11 protein-coding genes are annotated in these 16,075 nt (G+C 43.5%); 4 read left to right on the forward strand and 7 right to left on the reverse strand.

Annotation, left to right across the window (positions count from 1 at the left end):
• Positions 1–22 precede the first annotated feature (22 nt).
• The 4 genes from SNE26_RS03480 to SNE26_RS03495 all read left to right on the forward strand — a co-directional run bounded on the left by SNE26_RS03480 (position 23) and on the right by SNE26_RS03495 (position 6,748).
• A complete protein-coding gene (locus tag SNE26_RS03480) occupies positions 23–601 on the forward strand; it encodes a sigma-70 family RNA polymerase sigma factor (RefSeq protein WP_321557985.1) in 579 nt (192 codons plus the stop codon).
• 66 nt (positions 602–667) lie between these two features.
• Positions 668–1,744 (forward strand): FecR family protein, encoded by a 1,077-nt coding sequence (locus SNE26_RS03485; protein ID WP_321557986.1) that lies wholly within the window; start codon positions 668–670, stop codon positions 1,742–1,744.
• Between the two features lie 125 nt (positions 1,745–1,869).
• Positions 1,870–5,283 (forward strand): TonB-dependent receptor, encoded by a 3,414-nt coding sequence (locus SNE26_RS03490; RefSeq protein WP_321557987.1) that lies wholly within the window; start codon positions 1,870–1,872, stop codon positions 5,281–5,283.
• Between the two features lie 25 nt (positions 5,284–5,308).
• The gene (locus tag SNE26_RS03495) at positions 5,309–6,748 is read left to right on the forward strand and encodes a RagB/SusD family nutrient uptake outer membrane protein (RefSeq protein ID WP_321557988.1); all 1,440 of its coding nucleotides are present in this window, start codon (positions 5,309–5,311) and stop codon (positions 6,746–6,748) included.
• A gap of 238 nt (positions 6,749–6,986) precedes the next feature.
• On the opposite strand, the gene SNE26_RS03500 is transcribed toward SNE26_RS03495, so the two are convergent.
• The 7 genes from SNE26_RS03500 to SNE26_RS03530 form a co-directional block, all read right to left on the reverse strand.
• Complete coding sequence (locus SNE26_RS03500) at positions 6,987–7,436, reverse strand: SRPBCC domain-containing protein (protein WP_321557989.1); 450 nt, start codon at positions 7,434–7,436, stop codon at positions 6,987–6,989.
• On the reverse strand, positions 7,433–7,759 hold the full coding sequence (locus SNE26_RS03505) for a metalloregulator ArsR/SmtB family transcription factor (RefSeq protein WP_321557990.1): 327 nt from the start codon (positions 7,757–7,759) through the stop codon (positions 7,433–7,435). The genes SNE26_RS03500 and SNE26_RS03505 overlap by 4 nt, the downstream gene beginning before the upstream one ends.
• Positions 7,740–8,189 carry an SRPBCC domain-containing protein gene (locus tag SNE26_RS03510; RefSeq protein ID WP_321557991.1) on the reverse strand — a complete coding sequence of 150 codons (450 nt, stop codon included), beginning with the start codon at positions 8,187–8,189 and terminating at the stop codon, positions 7,740–7,742. The genes SNE26_RS03505 and SNE26_RS03510 overlap by 20 nt, the downstream gene beginning before the upstream one ends.
• Positions 8,190–8,440: 251 nt before the next feature.
• A complete protein-coding gene (locus tag SNE26_RS03515; protein ID WP_321557992.1) occupies positions 8,441–9,568 on the reverse strand; it encodes a hypothetical protein in 1,128 nt (375 codons plus the stop codon).
• Positions 9,569–9,600: 32 nt separating this feature from the next.
• Positions 9,601–10,716, reverse strand: coding sequence for an SPFH domain-containing protein (locus SNE26_RS03520; RefSeq protein ID WP_321557993.1), 1,116 nt, complete (start codon positions 10,714–10,716; stop codon positions 9,601–9,603).
• A 162-nt stretch (positions 10,717–10,878) separates the two neighbouring features.
• Positions 10,879–12,753, reverse strand: coding sequence for a RagB/SusD family nutrient uptake outer membrane protein (locus SNE26_RS03525; RefSeq protein ID WP_321557994.1), 1,875 nt, complete (start codon positions 12,751–12,753; stop codon positions 10,879–10,881).
• Positions 12,754–12,769: 16 nt separating this feature from the next.
• Complete coding sequence (locus SNE26_RS03530; protein ID WP_321557995.1) at positions 12,770–15,937, reverse strand: SusC/RagA family TonB-linked outer membrane protein; 3,168 nt, start codon at positions 15,935–15,937, stop codon at positions 12,770–12,772.
• Positions 15,938–16,075 lie beyond the last annotated feature (138 nt).

Here is a 16,075-nt window from a genome sequence, read left to right on the forward strand (position 1 = left end):
TATTAATTTTAAGCAATCAGAAATGCCCCACAATTTATCTGACTTAACGGATATTGTCCAAGAAATAGCTGTGCATGACAGTTATATTGCTTACAAAAAGTTATTTGGGTTGCTTTTTCCATCCATAAAACACTTTTCTTACTGCTTGTTAAAATCACCCGAACTGGCAGAAGAAGTTGCATCAGATGTAATGATCACTTTGTGGCGAAAGCGGAAGACAATTACTTCCATCAATAATATCAAGGTATATGCCTTTGTTATCGCTAAGAACCTCTGCTTAAATATTTTAAAGAGCAACTCCCGCGGCAGGATAGTTTCTTTAGATGATATTACTATCAATTTGCAAATTGATACTACCCCCGAGTGGATATTGATTAATGATGAATTGAAGCAAAGCCTGAATAATGCCATCAACAAATTACCTACCAGGTGTAAAATGATTTTCAGGCTGGTAAAAGAAGATGGCCTGAGTTATAAAGAAGTTTCTGAAATTCTTAATATATCCATAAAAACAGTTGATTCTCAACTTGTTATTGCTTCCAGGCGCTTGTCTGTCTCCATCAAAAAAGAGTTTAACCTCGGTACAGTAAAAAAATATTAATTTTCTTTTAGGGAGAATTTTTGTTTCTGTTGTCCTTGGGGCTTATCACCAAACATTTCATCATTGATGGAGCAGGAAAGGATTATACAGTTAATAACCAGGAAACTGGCCGGTGAGGCCACTCCGCAGGAACTTCGGGAACTGGATGAATGGCTGCTATCATTTCCCGAGGCTTTGTATTACGAAGAAGTGTTAAACCAGATTGCTTTTAAAAATGAACTTCCGGAAGAAACTGATATAGATAAAGCCTTTGACCTGCACGAGCAAAAATACAGTTATGAATTTGATGGATATAAAGATGCAGGCCAGCCAGCCACAATAAAAAAGAGCCTTATTAAACGTTGGCTGATAGCCGCCTCGTTCATTGCGATAAGCAGTTTCGCTTTTTACCTCTTATACCATAAAAACAACACCAATGCTGCATATGTACCCGATACAGAAATTGTATGCGGAAAACGAATGCGCAAAAAAATAGTACTTCCGGATGGCACTAATGTTTGGCTCAATACCAACAGTAAGCTTCAGTATAATGATTCCATGCTGTATAAAGACCGCCGGGAAGTAAGGTTGTATGGCGAAGCCTTTTTTGATGTGGCTAAAGATAAAAAGCACCCTTTTATAATACATACTCAAAAAATAGCTGTAAAAGTTTTAGGTACCGCTTTTAATATCAAAGCATATCCTAATGACCCTGTTACTGAGACAACACTCATCAGGGGATTGATAGAACTATCGCTTAACAGCGACCCGCAACGGAAGATTTTGCTGCGGCCCAAAGAAAAATTAGCATTAAATGAAAATGTGCCTAATGAGCATACAGATAAACGCCTTGCCCCGGTAATTCATAACCAAATGGTTATAGAAAACATCGAACCGGTTGAAATATCAAACAAAGATTATTTTGAAGAGACCTCATGGGTGCAAAATAAGCTGGTTTTCAAAGATGAATCTTTTGAAGAACTGGCCCCGAAGTTAGAGAAGTGGTATAACGTAACCTTTAAAATTAATAATAAAACCGTGGCCAACTATAGGTTTACGGGTATTCTTGAAAACGAAACGCTAACCCAGGCATTAACAGGAATGCAAATAATAAGGCCATTTAAATTTAAGATAACCGCCAATGACGTAGTGACCATTAACTAAAGAAGAGGATTGAAATAAAAAAGCGGGAAATGCTCGAATATTCCCCGCTATGCATCGATCCATTAATCAGCAACAGGATGCTGCTGATAACTAACCGATTATTTAATTATTAACACCGTAAAATTATGAAAAAAGAAATACTTCATGATAAAGTATTTTCTGTGCCCCATTACCGAAAATTTTTATTGATGCTTAACTGGATTTTTGTTCTGACTTTTCTGTTTTGTTTGGATGTATCGGCAAACAGTTATTCGCAAAATGCAAAGGTTAGTTTTAACCTTAAAGATGCGTCGCTGAAAAAAGCCATCTATACACTTGAGCAAAAGGGAAAAACCCGCTTTTTATACAGCGAACAATTGTTGCCGCAAGACAAGCAAATTACACTTGATGTTAACAATGTGCCGTTGCTCGATGTATTAAACAAGATCCTTGAAGATACCGGCCTTGATTACCAGGTAACTGATAACGGATTGGTAATTATAGCCCTGAAAGGCTCCATTATTAAAAACATAGATGTAAAGGGAAAGGTACTTGATGATAAGGGCAACTCGTTACCGGGGGTAAGTGTAAAGGTACTTGGTACAAATACCGGTACGGTAACCAATGCAGGTGGCGAATACAGTGTATCGGCGCCCGAGGGGGCCTCTCTGGTGTTTTCATATATCGGTTATCTTTCGCAAACTGTAGAGGTTGGTACAAAAACGCAAATCAATATAGTTTTAAAGGTAGATGAAGCCAGCCAGAAACTGAGTGAAGTGATTGTGGTTGGATACGGAACCCAGCGTAAAAGCGACCTTACCGGTTCAGTTGCTTCTATAAGCGGAAAAGATCTGGATAAAACACCGGTGTTGGGGGCCGATCAAATGTTACAGGGAAGGGTGAGCGGTTTACAGCTTACACAATCAGACGGGCAGCCCGGCAGCGCTACTTCTGTCCGCATACGGGGTACCAATTCAATAAATTCGGGTAATGAACCTTTATATGTTATAGATGGCTTTGCAGGTGTTGGAAACCTAAGCTCCATCAACCCCAGCGACATACAATCTATCGAAGTTTTAAAAGATGCTTCCGCAACGGCAATTTATGGTAGCCGCGGTGCTAACGGGGTAATACTTATCACCACAAAAAAGGGGAAAGCCGGGCAGCATAATATAAACTTTGAATCATACACTGGCTTGCAGCACATCGCCCGTAAAATTCCGCTGATGGATGCTACACAGTTTGGCAAATACCTGAATCAATATTATACCGAATACAACGCGGCTAACCCGGCCACCGCCAAAGCCCTGCCTTATACAGATGAGCAGATTGCCGGATTTGGGAAAGGTACCGACTGGCAGGATGAGCTGTACCGCACTGCGCCTATTCAAAATTATCAGCTTAGCTTTAACGGCGGTACCAACGAAGCCCGGTATTACCTTAGCCTGAACCATTTTGATCAGGACGGTATTATGAGGGCCACCGGTTTCAGGCGCGAACTGATCCGTTTAAACCTTGACAGAAATATTGGTAAGAAGATTAAGATGGGCTTTTCTTCTCAAATATCATATAATGTACAGGCGGTTGACCCAAGTATAACAGGAGTAGGGTATGGCGCTGCCGGCGGCGCCCTGAGTATGAGCCCTATTGTACCTGTAAAAGATGCAAGCGGAGCATATACATTTGCAAATGCGCCGGCCGCATATGTTGGCACTTATGGAAACCCGGTTGCCGCTGTGGAATTGGGCAAAGACCGTATTGCTAATTCGCGCGGGCTGATCAATACCTTTGGCGAGTATGAATTTATTCCCGGCTTTAAATTTAAAAGCAGTTTTGGGGTAGACTATAATAACACCAACGAAAATTCATACCTGCCCACTACCATGTACATCGGGCAGCAAACCAACGGATCGGCTTATTCATCAAATAATATCAGCTATAGCTGGCTAAATGAAAACACATTATCTTTTAATAAGCAATTTAACAAGATCCATGCAATTGATGCCGTGGCAGGTGTTTCATTACAGGAGTTTAAAACCAAGGCTTTCAGCAGCAGCGCCCAGGGCTTTTTTACAGATAACTTAGGCACCGATAACCTGGCTTTAGGCGCCAATGTTTTAACGCCACAATCCAACACTTATAAAAATACCATCGCTTCCTATTTTGGCCGTATCAATTACCGGTTAATGGAAAAGTACCTGTTTACTTTTACCATGCGCTCTGATGGGTCTTCGCGTTTTGGGGCAACCAAAAAATGGGGTTATTTCCCGTCCGGAGCATTTGCCTGGAGAGCATCGGAAGAGAAATTTATTAAAAATATAAAACAGATTTCAGACCTGAAGATCAGGGCGAGCTACGGGGTTACCGGTAACCAGGAAATAGGCTCTTATCAATCATTATCTCAATATGCCATTAACAGCTACTCATTAGGTACTTCTACAACACGCGTGGTTGGCGTATCGCCAAATAACATTGCCAATCCAAAATTAAGCTGGGAGTCTACCGCTTCTTTTGATGTTGGCGCCGATGTAGGGTTCTTTAATAACCGCATTAGCCTTACTGCCGATTACTATCGCAAAACAACCAGCGATCTGTTGCTTAATTTTTCGATACCCCAGTCGTCGGGCTTTTCAAGCATCCTGCTTAATGCAGGGAAGGTAGGGAACCACGGGATCGAGCTCTCTTTAAATACAAGAAACATCGAGACGCAAAATTTCAACTGGTCAACCACCATTACTTACGCCGCAAACAAAAACAAAGTATTGGATATGAACGGCACCAATAATATCATGGTAGGCAGCACAGGCCCATACATTGTAACCAATGGTCTTGCCCCTTCCATTTTACGGATTGGTCAGCCAATCGGGTCCTTCTATGGCTATCATTTTGATGGCGTATATCAAACCCCGGCGCAAATTGCCGCTGCAGGTATATCAGGCGTAGTGCCGGGGGATGCCATAATCCGCGATGTTGACGGAAATAAGATCATTAATGGCAACGACCGGGAAATTATAGGGCAGGCGGCTCCGAAGTTTATTTATAGTGTCAATAACACCTTTTCCTACAAACACTTTGACCTTACCATTTTTGCACAGGGGGTACAAGGTAATAAAGTGCTTAACCTTACCAGTTATGCGCACAGTAATGGCACTACAGCAAACGTATATACCTATATGGCTAATGCCTGGAATGGTCCCGGAACCAGCAATGCCATCCCGCGAGTTCTGAGCACGTCTATACGTAATGCAGGTGTGGTAGATAACTACCTGGAAGACGGAAGTTATTTAAGGATCCAAACAGTATCGCTGGCATACAATGTACCGGTTTCGCCAAAATCTCGGGTGTTTAAGACCTCAACAGTATATTTTACGGTTCAAAACTTACACACCTTTACAAAATACACAGGTTATAACCCCGAAATAAACAGCTTTGGTGCACAAAATCTGAATGCGGGTACACAGAACCTGAACCCAGGCAGTCAGAATTTAAACCTCGGGGCCGATGTTAATTCATATCCGCCGCCACGTACCCTTTTGTTGGGGGTTAAATTAGGATTTTAAATAAAAACATATCAAATATCATTATATGAAGATAAGAATTTTAATGGCTGTTGCGATAATTGCGTTCAGCCTTACCTCGTGTAAGAAATTTCTTGCCGAGCAGCCATACAGCTTTTTAACGCCCACAAATTTTTACAAAAACCAGGGCGATGCAGTTGCGGCTTTAAACGGTGTTTTTAGTACTATGCAGCCTCAAACCTTTTATCAGCGTACGGTTTACACGGTATCGGATAATGCTTCGGATTTGATGTATGCTGCACCCGGCTCATCAACCGACAGGAACTCGCTAACCAACCACACCTTTGCCGCCGTAAACGGCGAAATTGCCAATTGGTATATCAATGATTATAAAATGATCAAAAATGCCAACGACGTTATTAAATATGTTCCGCCAATTTCGATGGATGCGGTTGAAAAGGCAAATATTATTGGTAATGCCCGTTTTTTGCGTGGCTTAGGATATTTTAACCTGCTTACGGCTTTTGGACAAGTGCCGCTTATCACAGAGCCGGTTACGGCTACCGATCCAAACCTATATCCTAAAAAAGCTTCTATTGCAGCACTTTATGACCAGGTTGTTGCCGATCTTCAATTTGCGGAAGCCAATTGCTATGTGGAGAAAAATATCGCGGCAGCCAATAAGGGAAGGGTATCCTCTGGCGCGGCAGCTGCTTTATTGGCAAAGGTATTTTTAACGCGGGCCAAATCAGATGCAGCAAAGGCTACCGATAGCCAGGATGCGCTCACCGAATGTAATAAGGTAATTAATGACGGCTCATACAGTTTACTTAGCGATTACGCCAGTATCTTCAGTTCGGATAATAAATATAACAAAGAGATTGTTTTTGCCGTGCGGTTCGGGACAGCGCCAAACGTTGGCAATATTATATTACGGATGTTTTATCCAACGGTATTAGGCGGGTACGGATCATTTTTTGCCCAAAATAACTTTTTCAATAATGGCTTTCCGGATGGCACCAGGGATGTGCGTAAAACCTATAGCATATCTAACCAGGCCGTTGACAGTAAGGGCGTAACCCAAACTGTAACCCCTTTTATTTATAAATTCAGGGACAGCCAGTGGAAACAGGATAATAATTCCAGGTCGGATTGGTTTGTATTACGTTTGGCCGAAGTTTACCTGTTGCAAGCAGAGGCTATGAATAATATTAATCCGGCCGACCCTAACAAATTTAGCGGAATAAATATAGTAAGGGCAAGGGCAGGTTTATCGTTACCTACAGATCAGTTGAATTTAACAAACACACCTACCGGAGATGCTTTTATAAATGCTTTACTGGCCGAACGGGCACGTGAGCTTTGCGGAGAAGGACAACGCCGCTGGGATCTTTTACGCTTAGGAAAGTTAAAAGCTGCAATGGCCGTTGTTGGTGTCACCGTTGATGATAACCATTTGTTATTCCCGATACCTCAATCTGAAAAGGACGCCAACCCTAATTTATAGTAGTATAAGGTTGGGATGAAATTTTATAATTTGTAAGGTCGAGCATTAAGGCGAAGAAGGTGCGTTGTCCTTACGCATGACAGGTCGTTGAATCCAGACTTACGAAGTTTCAAACTTCGTAAGTCTTCAACTGCTTTTGTAATTATTCCTTTCAGCGTCAGCGGGATTTGACACTCAACCTGACGGCGAGGAGACGCAGTTCATCCTTTTGACCGGATATTAAAACCTTACATTGTTCCTAACTTTCTTTAGGATTAGGCTCTCCTTTACCCGTAGTAATGAGGTTGTACAAGCTGCCGGTAATATAACCTGTCCAGGCGTTTGAACAAACCTCATAACATTCATGCTGAGGGACCAGGCCCTGGTGTGTGAAACGGATGTGTGTTTTCCCTTCCTGTTCGGAAATTTCAAAAATCACTTTGGTGCCTTTCCATTCGGTTTGGTCTTGGGTGAAACTAAAATAGTTGTCCAGTACAAGCCAAACCACTTTTTGATTGGGGATAACTTCTGTTAATCTCATGGTACAGCGGTGAAGGTCCCTGGCTTTGTAGGTAAACTCGTCATTGAGTTTTTCTGTGCCGCCTTTAACTTCTTCCGACCACCATCCGCGAACGTTATTGATGGCATCAAAAGCTTCTTTTGGGGTTTTATCTACCGAAATGGTTATAGTTAAATCCTGATCTTTCATTTTCTGTTCATTTTATCGTTCATTAAAGCTCCCAGTTTGTCCAGTTTATCGCCCCAGAATTTATCATAGTAGGCTAACCAGGCTTGCAATTCTTTAAAGCCGTCCTGTTTTAACACACAATGCCTTTCCCTGCCGATGTCTTGTATGGAGATAAATCCGGCATTGTAAAGCACTTTAATATGCTTTGAAACGGCCGGCCGACTCATGTCAAAGTTCTCGGCCAGTGAGTTTATTGTACGGCTGTCTTTTGAAAGCAGGTGCAGGATCTGCCTTCTGCTTGGGTCGGCAATTACCTGGAATACATCAAGCCCGTGCTGTTCCATCTTTTTCTGCGTTTATAATTTGCAGCATTTTGTTGATAAGCACTAACCAGCCTTTTTCCATCGATTCAAACATCAACGGATTTACAGAGTCTTTAAAATCACGGTGTACCAACAAAAGTTCGGTGCCGCTATCTTTTTCAGTTAGCGTCCAGTTCACTGTCGAGTTGCTTAGTTCGCCATTGCCCGGCCCGAATTTCCATGAATAGGAGAGCTTTTTTAAGGGGATAACCTCCAGGATCTTGCAATAAAAAATCCCGTCGAAATCCATCTCCGGCATCGGTTTGGCCCTGAGCTGAAATTCATGGCCCGGTATAGGTTTCAGATCGCCGGGCATAAGCCATTGCGATATCAGTTCCTGATCGGTTAGAAATTCCCAAACCACTGCGGGTGGGTGCGGATAAAATAATTGGTGTTGAATAATCTTTGCCATGATAGGTAACTTTTAAGTTACTCAAATATATGTGTAACCTGTGAGTTACGCAAATTTATTTCATTTTTTATTTCGGATGGGTAAAGAAGCTTGTTAAAAATGATCTTTTTAAAATGTAGAGACGTATCATATGCGTATCCCGCATTCAAATTACGACAGGCAAGGGCTGGAAAGGGAGCTTGTCTATAGGGGACGCAATTATGTTTTTCTACGTAAAAATGATTGGATGCTTTGTGTCTTAGGGTAGCTTTTTATGCAGTATGCGCGTTTTGATATAAGATCACCCCAATTATTATCAACGCTATTACAAACAGCACGGCCAGGATAATTTTAATGGCGCTTACCGGGCGCTGGCCGATAACTTCACCGGTACTGGCATTAACTGTGAACTGATAAATCTTGTTATTATAGTTATAAGCGCTTACCCAAACCGGCAGCATCAGGTATTTTATAGCTTTATCGAGATATTGGGTATCAGTACTGTCTATTCTTTGCTCGTCTCCGCCTATGTCGTCTCGTATGGCCGAATTTATAGTTCCAACGGTTTGTTCTGCTGCTTTAGTAAAACCTTGTTCCGGGTCTAATTGGTAAGTTTCGGAACGGAAACCACTCATATAGCGTTCATCAAACTTAACCAGCATATTAAAATTCCAGGGGCCAAGTTTGTTTAGCGTTTTTTCGGGTAATGAGTTGCTGGCGGGTACCATCAAATCGCGGAAATCGCACTCCACTCTTCCAGAGGCATATGACCAATCGGTATGGCGTACCTGCCTGGTTTTGGTTTGTGTTTTACCGTCAACAGTTTCCGTATAGGTTTCGGTAGTATAGTAGTAATCGCCACGCTCACCGCTATAATCGGTTATGGTATAAGTGTCATAGGTCCAATGGGGCAGGTAAACACCTTTTAATGCTGATGATGCATCACTCACCTTTTTAGCCAGGTCGTTTGGTGCCCACCAAAGGCTTTTAAGCCATTTTTTGAAGAAATCAACACCCTGTTGTTGGGTAACGGCAAATGGTAAAATATAATGAGGCGGCACATACTGCTGTCCGCTTTCCAGATCCAATACCAGGGGAGCAGTACAAAACGGGCATTTATCCGAGGTTACAAACTGATCGAGAATAGTTTGCGAACCGCAGTTTTTGCAATTTACCACCTTCAGATCGGCGCTTTGTTTATTGTTATCGATACCGGTAACAAACTCCTCATAATCATAAGGTGCAATGTCGCGGCTATCGGGGGCATTCTCAATAGCGTTGCTCACGCCGCAATAATCACACAATAAGTTATGAGTGCCGGGATTAAAGTGCAGTAATGCCCCGCAGCCCGAACAATTTAAAGAATTGTTTATAGCTGATGGATTAACCTGGTTGTTCATTTGGAAAATATAGATTTAGGAATAGTTGCAGATCAGGCTATCGGCGGAGGTACATTATTAAACAATTCGGCTATTTCTTCAACAGATGATGCGGCCGCCCATGCAGCCATGCCCTTTTTCCAAACCATGCTCTCCCTGCTTAAGGCCCCGCCCGCAACCATAGTGCTGATCTCGTTAAGGGAGTGTGGCCCGTCTGATTTCCCGTCCTTGACAATATGATATTGGATGCCCGGAAGGGGTGGAGGAGGTGGAACATCACTACCGGTATTATTAGGAGTAACCTGATTTTGCTGAAAGATATTGCCAACCTGGCCCATCATCGCTGCGCCAACACCCAAACCCATACCGGCAGCTCCCAAGTTACCACCAATGGTATTTTCGGCAGATTTTTCTATAGCATTGGCAGCCTGGAATTGTGCATAAGCGCCGAGATTACCTAATATGCCCATTTCGCTGCGTTTGTCAAGCATCTGCTCAACTTCGGGCGGCAGGGAGATATTTTCGACTAATAGTTTGGTTAGGTTTAAACCAAGTTCAGCGAAATCGGGCTGGATAGATTCTGTTATGAATTTGCCCATTTCGTTGTAGTTGGCTGCCAGGTCAAGAACGTTTATTTTTGATTCGGCTACAGCATCCATCCCTCGCGAAACAACGGTGTTACGCAACTGCTCATTGATATCTTCAATGATGAAATCAGGATTAGTGGCAGCGATTTCCTTAATAAATACTTTAGGATCCTGAACCTTAAAGTTAAACGAACCAAATGCCCTCAGCCGTACCGGTCCAAATTCAGCATCGCGGATCATTACCGGGTTTTTAGTTCCCCATTTTTGATTGGTGAACTGGCGCAGGCTTACAAAGAATATATCAACCTTAAAGGGGCTTTCAAACCCATATTTCCAGCTCATTAAAGTAGTTAACAAAGGCATATTCTGAGTTTGAAGCTCATAAGTGCCGGGAGCATATACATCGGCAATACGTCCTTCATTCATGAAAACAGCCGCCTGCGATTCGCGAACAATGAGTTTTGCACCCATTTTTATGGCATTGTCGTGGCGCGGAAATTTCCACACAAGCGTATTCTGGGTGGTATCAACCCACTCTATTACATCTATAAATTCGTTACGAAGGATATTGAACAGGCCCATATTTTTCGATATCAGGTTTAAATAATGATTAAATATGTAAAAAAAACAAATAAATGAATGTGCTCCCGGTTAATTATTTATGCTTTTAAATCTACATAATACAAAAAACCGGGCGTTAGTCAATTGACTAACGCCCGGCTCAAATGTTACAAATTCAAAAAATTAAGGTACTATTTTATCAAGCGGAGGGATATTGGTTTCGGCGCCCGCGTATCCTTTGCTCTGGTTGATATGGCCATTTACGTTCAGGTCGATCTCGCTTTGCGGGATAGGCCATAAAACGTGATATGGCGAAATGGTGAAGTGATTACCCGAGTTGGTTACAACGTTAGGATTTTTGTAAAAGTCGTTCTTCTCCATGATCCTGTCGTAAAAGAAGTTACTTGTGGAAAAATTAGCCACGTTGTAGCTTTTTCCGTTGTAAGCGGCAATTCCTGTTTGCGCAAAGATGAAAGCGATACGGGTAAGCTCGGTTTTACGTGGCTCTTCCCAATACAGTTCTCTTTGACGTTCGTCAAGTATGGTGCCGATATTAACTTTGCCCGGATCGGTTAACAACTGTGCATTTGCACGTGCCCTTACCTTGTTGATATCATCCATGGCAAGTGCGGTTTGGCCTTTCCATACGTAGGCTTCGGCGCGCAGCAGGTAGGTTTCTGCCAAGCGGAAAACATACCAGTCGGTGTTAGTACCGCGGGGAGGGCTCCACCATTTATCAAGCGCAATGGGGCCCGAGCCTATGAACACTTTATAATGCGGCCAGCCAAACCAGGCACGGATGGTATCTTTTGCTCCGTTCAGAAAGCGTTGGTTAACATTAGCATCGGTATATTGCTCAAGATGCTTACCATACCATGCAGGATCGGAGGTTTTAATGGCTGGGCTATTATAAACCAAATCGGTCATGTTCATCCAGTTACCGGGAGCATGCCTTAAGTCGGTATTATCCGTCCAGATGTATTTGGTAGCATAAGGCGTACCGCGTAAACGGCCAATACCACGGCCATACCATAAAGTAAGCGGGAATTCTTCGGTAACCTTATCTGAGATCCCTGGTTTTAATGCGCTGGGGGTAAGGATAGTGCCGTTATGCCACATAGGCACGCAGTTCCTCATCACCTGTGATCCGTTTGGCGTAGCGCCGTCAAGCGTTTCGCGATCGAGCACTACGTATAAAGCCTCGGCATTTGTTCCCAATGCTTTGTTTTCGGGACGATGAAGGTCCCAGATAATGTTTTTTGAAGCATCGCCCGCAACTATGCCAAATCGATTGGTCATGAGGTGATACGGGCCGTTGATTGCAATGTTAGCTGCCGCGATAGCGTCATCAAATAAACCGAGCGCTAAATCAACTTTAGCTAAAAGGTGGGCAGCTCCCCCTTTTGAAATATCGCCTTTAGCATTTGCATCGGTAAGGTTAGCTACGGCAAACTCCAGGTCGGTTTTCATTTGTTTCAGGATAACGATGCGTTGTGTGCTGAAGTAGCCAGTGTTTACGGCGGATTCTTCTTTCAGCAGCAATGGCACATCGCCAAACTCATGAACCAAACGATAGTAACGGTAAGCCCGGTGAAATAAAGCCGTCGCCTTTACCAGGTTTTTATCAGCATCCGATGGCCATTTGATGTTATCTATCCTTGATAAAATAACGTTACAGTCATGGATGCCCTGGTACCAGGCGCTCCAGTAACGGCCTATCTTGTTATAATCGTCGCTGTTTAAGTTGGCGGTAGGGGTGATGCGCGCGTTCAGATCCTGTGCAGGTGTGGTTTTATCGGTAGTACCCTCAACGGCAGCATCAGTAAATATCGATTCGGTAAGCAATGGGGCCGAGTCGCCAAAATACTCAAACCTGACGCTTACATTTAAGGTAGCCAAAGCAGCTTTAAATGCAGCAGGTGAAGTATAAGTTACGTCGGGTGTAAATTTAGAAGGTGCCTGCGGATACAGATCGGCCCGCTTGGTACAGCCCCCGGTTATAAATATGGTTGCCGCTGTTAAAGCTGCAGCCACGATGTTTTTGTTTATCTTGTTCATGTATTAAATCCCTCCTTTAAAAAACTACGTTAAACCCGGCTGATAAATATCTTGGTGTAGGGCCGCCGTTTTGCGGGTCCCAAAGCGGCCAGCTTGAAAACACAGCGGCATTGCTTGCATTCACAAATAATTTGGCGCTTGAGATACCCAGGCGTTTAATCAGTTGCGGACTGAAAGTGTAACCAATAGAAGCGGTTTGCAGCCTTACAAACGAAGCTTTACGCCAAACGTTAATGGTTGTGCCTGATGAACCTGAATTTAAGCGTGCATAATCATCAATCTGGTTATCAGGTGTCCAGTAAGGTAATACGTACGAGTTCATACGCGCAAAACCTACGCTGCCGGGGTTGTTCAGTGCCTGGTTATACTGCCTTAGCTGCCCAATGCTTGATACCAGCAGGAACGATACATCAAAATGTTTAAGGAAATTGAAATCGTTACGTAACGACCAGCTGAAGCGTGGATTGGTTGAACCTAAAAATTGCTTGTCGTCGTTGGTGAATTTAAAGTCGCCGTTTACGTCCTGCAGTTTAAAATCACCGGGTTTAGCGCCATATTTAGCAGCTTCGGTAGCATCTGCAGTTTTCCATACGCCCAGGATTTTGTAATCCCAAACAGCGTTTATATCGTGACCAATGAACCAGCCATTGCCGATATCGTCTTTTTCGACATTGGTAGTAACACCATTTGCATCGGTAACCGGGAATGCACCATACAGGTGAACGATTTTGTTGCGATTTAAGAAAAACGTTCCGCTGGCATTCCAGTTAAAGTTTTCGCTTTTGATGATCTTGCCATCAAGTGAAATTTCAAACCCTTTATTGTTAACCTGGCCAATGTTGGTATACGGGTTGGAGTTATTAGCGCCACCCGGCAAAATGTTTAATGAATTGTAGCCCTGAACATCAAGAATACTGCGTTTAACAAGCAGGTCGGTAGTTTTACGGTCGTAAACATCAATAGAGCCGCTAAGCCTGTTGTGCAATATGGTGAAATCAAGACCGATGTTTGGTCCTACGGTGCGTTCCCATTTCAACTGAGCGTTTTGCAGGGTGCTTACATAAATACCGCTGTTATTGGTAACTGTACCAGAGTTGTTTGCCGTTGGATATTTAACGCCACCTAATACAGCCAATGAAATTGAAGGATCGGCAGTAGTAGTTGAAGTACGGTTACCGTTTGCACCGTAGCTGAAACGTAATTTACCGTAATCCAGCCATTTAAAAGCATCGCCTTTCATGAAACTTTCATCGCTGAATACCCAGGCAATTGCTCCCGAAGGATAAACCTCCCGCGGATGTTCCAAACCGAAAGCTGAGAAACCATCGCGGCGTACAGTGGCGGTAACTATGTATCTGCCTAATAAGGTGTAGTTGATCCTTCCCATAATGGCATCTGCATTATAAATGCGGTCATCGCTGCTTTCAACAGGTAAATTACCGGCACCTATGTTGTGGTAACCCAGGATGTCGGTTGGTGTTAACTGTGTATTTGAAGCATTGGTATACCAGGTTTGATATTTTTCTTTGTTAAGCAGGAAGGTTGCATCAAAGCTATGGATGCCAAATGTTTTGTTCCAGCTTAAGATGTTATCGAGGTTATACCTGTACCGGTTTTCCTGTGTACGGATAGCAGTACCGCCCGAAAGTTCGTTAGGGTTAGCTACGGGACGGAAAAAGAAGTTCCGGTACGATTCGATGGCTGGCGCATAATTCACCGTATACTTAATGCCGAAAGGGAGATCCAGACGGGCAAAAAGTACAGAGAACAGGGTGTTTTGAACCGCTACGTTTTGATTGTAGCGGTTACCCAGGAAAGGGTTACGCTGGTTCAAGCCGCTATCGTCAGTATCTATCCGGCGTAAGGAACCATCGGCATTATAAACGTCGCCATACGGGGATGAGTTGATGATCTGGGTCCAGTCGGCTTCGGTAGCATCAATACCCTGGTTGCTGAGCGGCGTGCTGGCGGCGCCTTCGTCGCGGCTTGCAAACTGGGCGTTTACACCAAGGGTTAAAAATTTAGCGGCTTTGCCTTCCAGGTTTACACGGAAACGGCCGTCGGTATACTGGCCGCCCTGTATCAGGTTCTGGTTTTTGGTGTAGTTGCCGGATACGTAGTATTTAACTGTTTCTGAACTTCCGGAGAAACTACCTGTATAATCCTGGCGAAAGCCATTGCGGAAGATCAGTTTTGACCAATCGGTCATCTTTCCGGCCTGGTAGTTGGCAATCTCGTTCGGGAATAAGCCTAAGCGCTGCAGCCAGATAGTAGTTGGATCGCCTTTGGCACCATTAAGAAACTGATCAAGCGTAACGCCATCAGGTAACTGGTTAGGATTGCTGTAATAATAATAAGGGTTTGAAGTATTAGAGCTGCGGGCTCCGTCGGCACGCCAGTTAAGGAAGCCATCGCCCGTATAATATTTTTGATTTTGCAGCAATTGCGCTATGCCAAAATTGGCATTCAGGGTGATCTGCGTACCGCCTTTTTTACCTTTTTTAGTGGTAATAGCTACAACACCACCTGCCGATTGCGCACCGTATACGGCAAGAGCGCTGGGGTCACGCAGTACGTCAACACGGTCGATATCGTTAGGGTTGATATCAGCCAGCTGACCGGGATAAATAACACCATCCAATACTATAACAGGCTGAACGTTGCCCGAAAGAGAGGCTTTACCCCTGATCTGCAGATCGCCCGTACCGCCGCCTTTGGCCGAAGTGTTCAGGCCAACAGAAATACCGGGGATATTACCCCTGATAATATCCGTAGCACTGGCCGGGTGTTCATTTTCCAGTTTCTCGGCCTTAACACTGCTGATGGCACCGGTAACATCTTTAACGGCACGTGTGCCGTAACCTATTACTACAACTTCTTCCAGTTGTTTGTTGGCATCGGCCAGTGTTACATCAATTGTTGTGCGGCCTTTAATTGGCTGCTCCTGTGTGGCAGAGCCCACAAAGCTGAATATAAGTGTTGCGTTGCTATTGGCTGTAATAGAATAGCTGCCTTTTATATCCGTAACCGTTACGGCACCTGTTGACTTGTTTTTTACAGTGGCGCCAGGTATTGGCAGACCCTGGCTGTCTTTAACAATACCTTTCACGGTAACGTCCTGTGCAAAGGACCGTGTTAGTATTGTAATAAGTAAAACAAAAATTAGCGTAATTTTTTTCTTCATAATTAATTGCTGTTTAGTTGGTTAAGCAGCATTGGCTGCCGGAATAGGCTATAGGTAAACCTGGTTTACACCATAGCAATGCAGTTAGGTACTGCTGTGCAATCTTTACTTCATATGGACAATTTGTTGGTTAAGCGT

Source organism: Mucilaginibacter sp. cycad4, from assembly GCF_034263275.1.
Lineage (GTDB): Bacteria > Bacteroidota > Bacteroidia > Sphingobacteriales > Sphingobacteriaceae > Mucilaginibacter.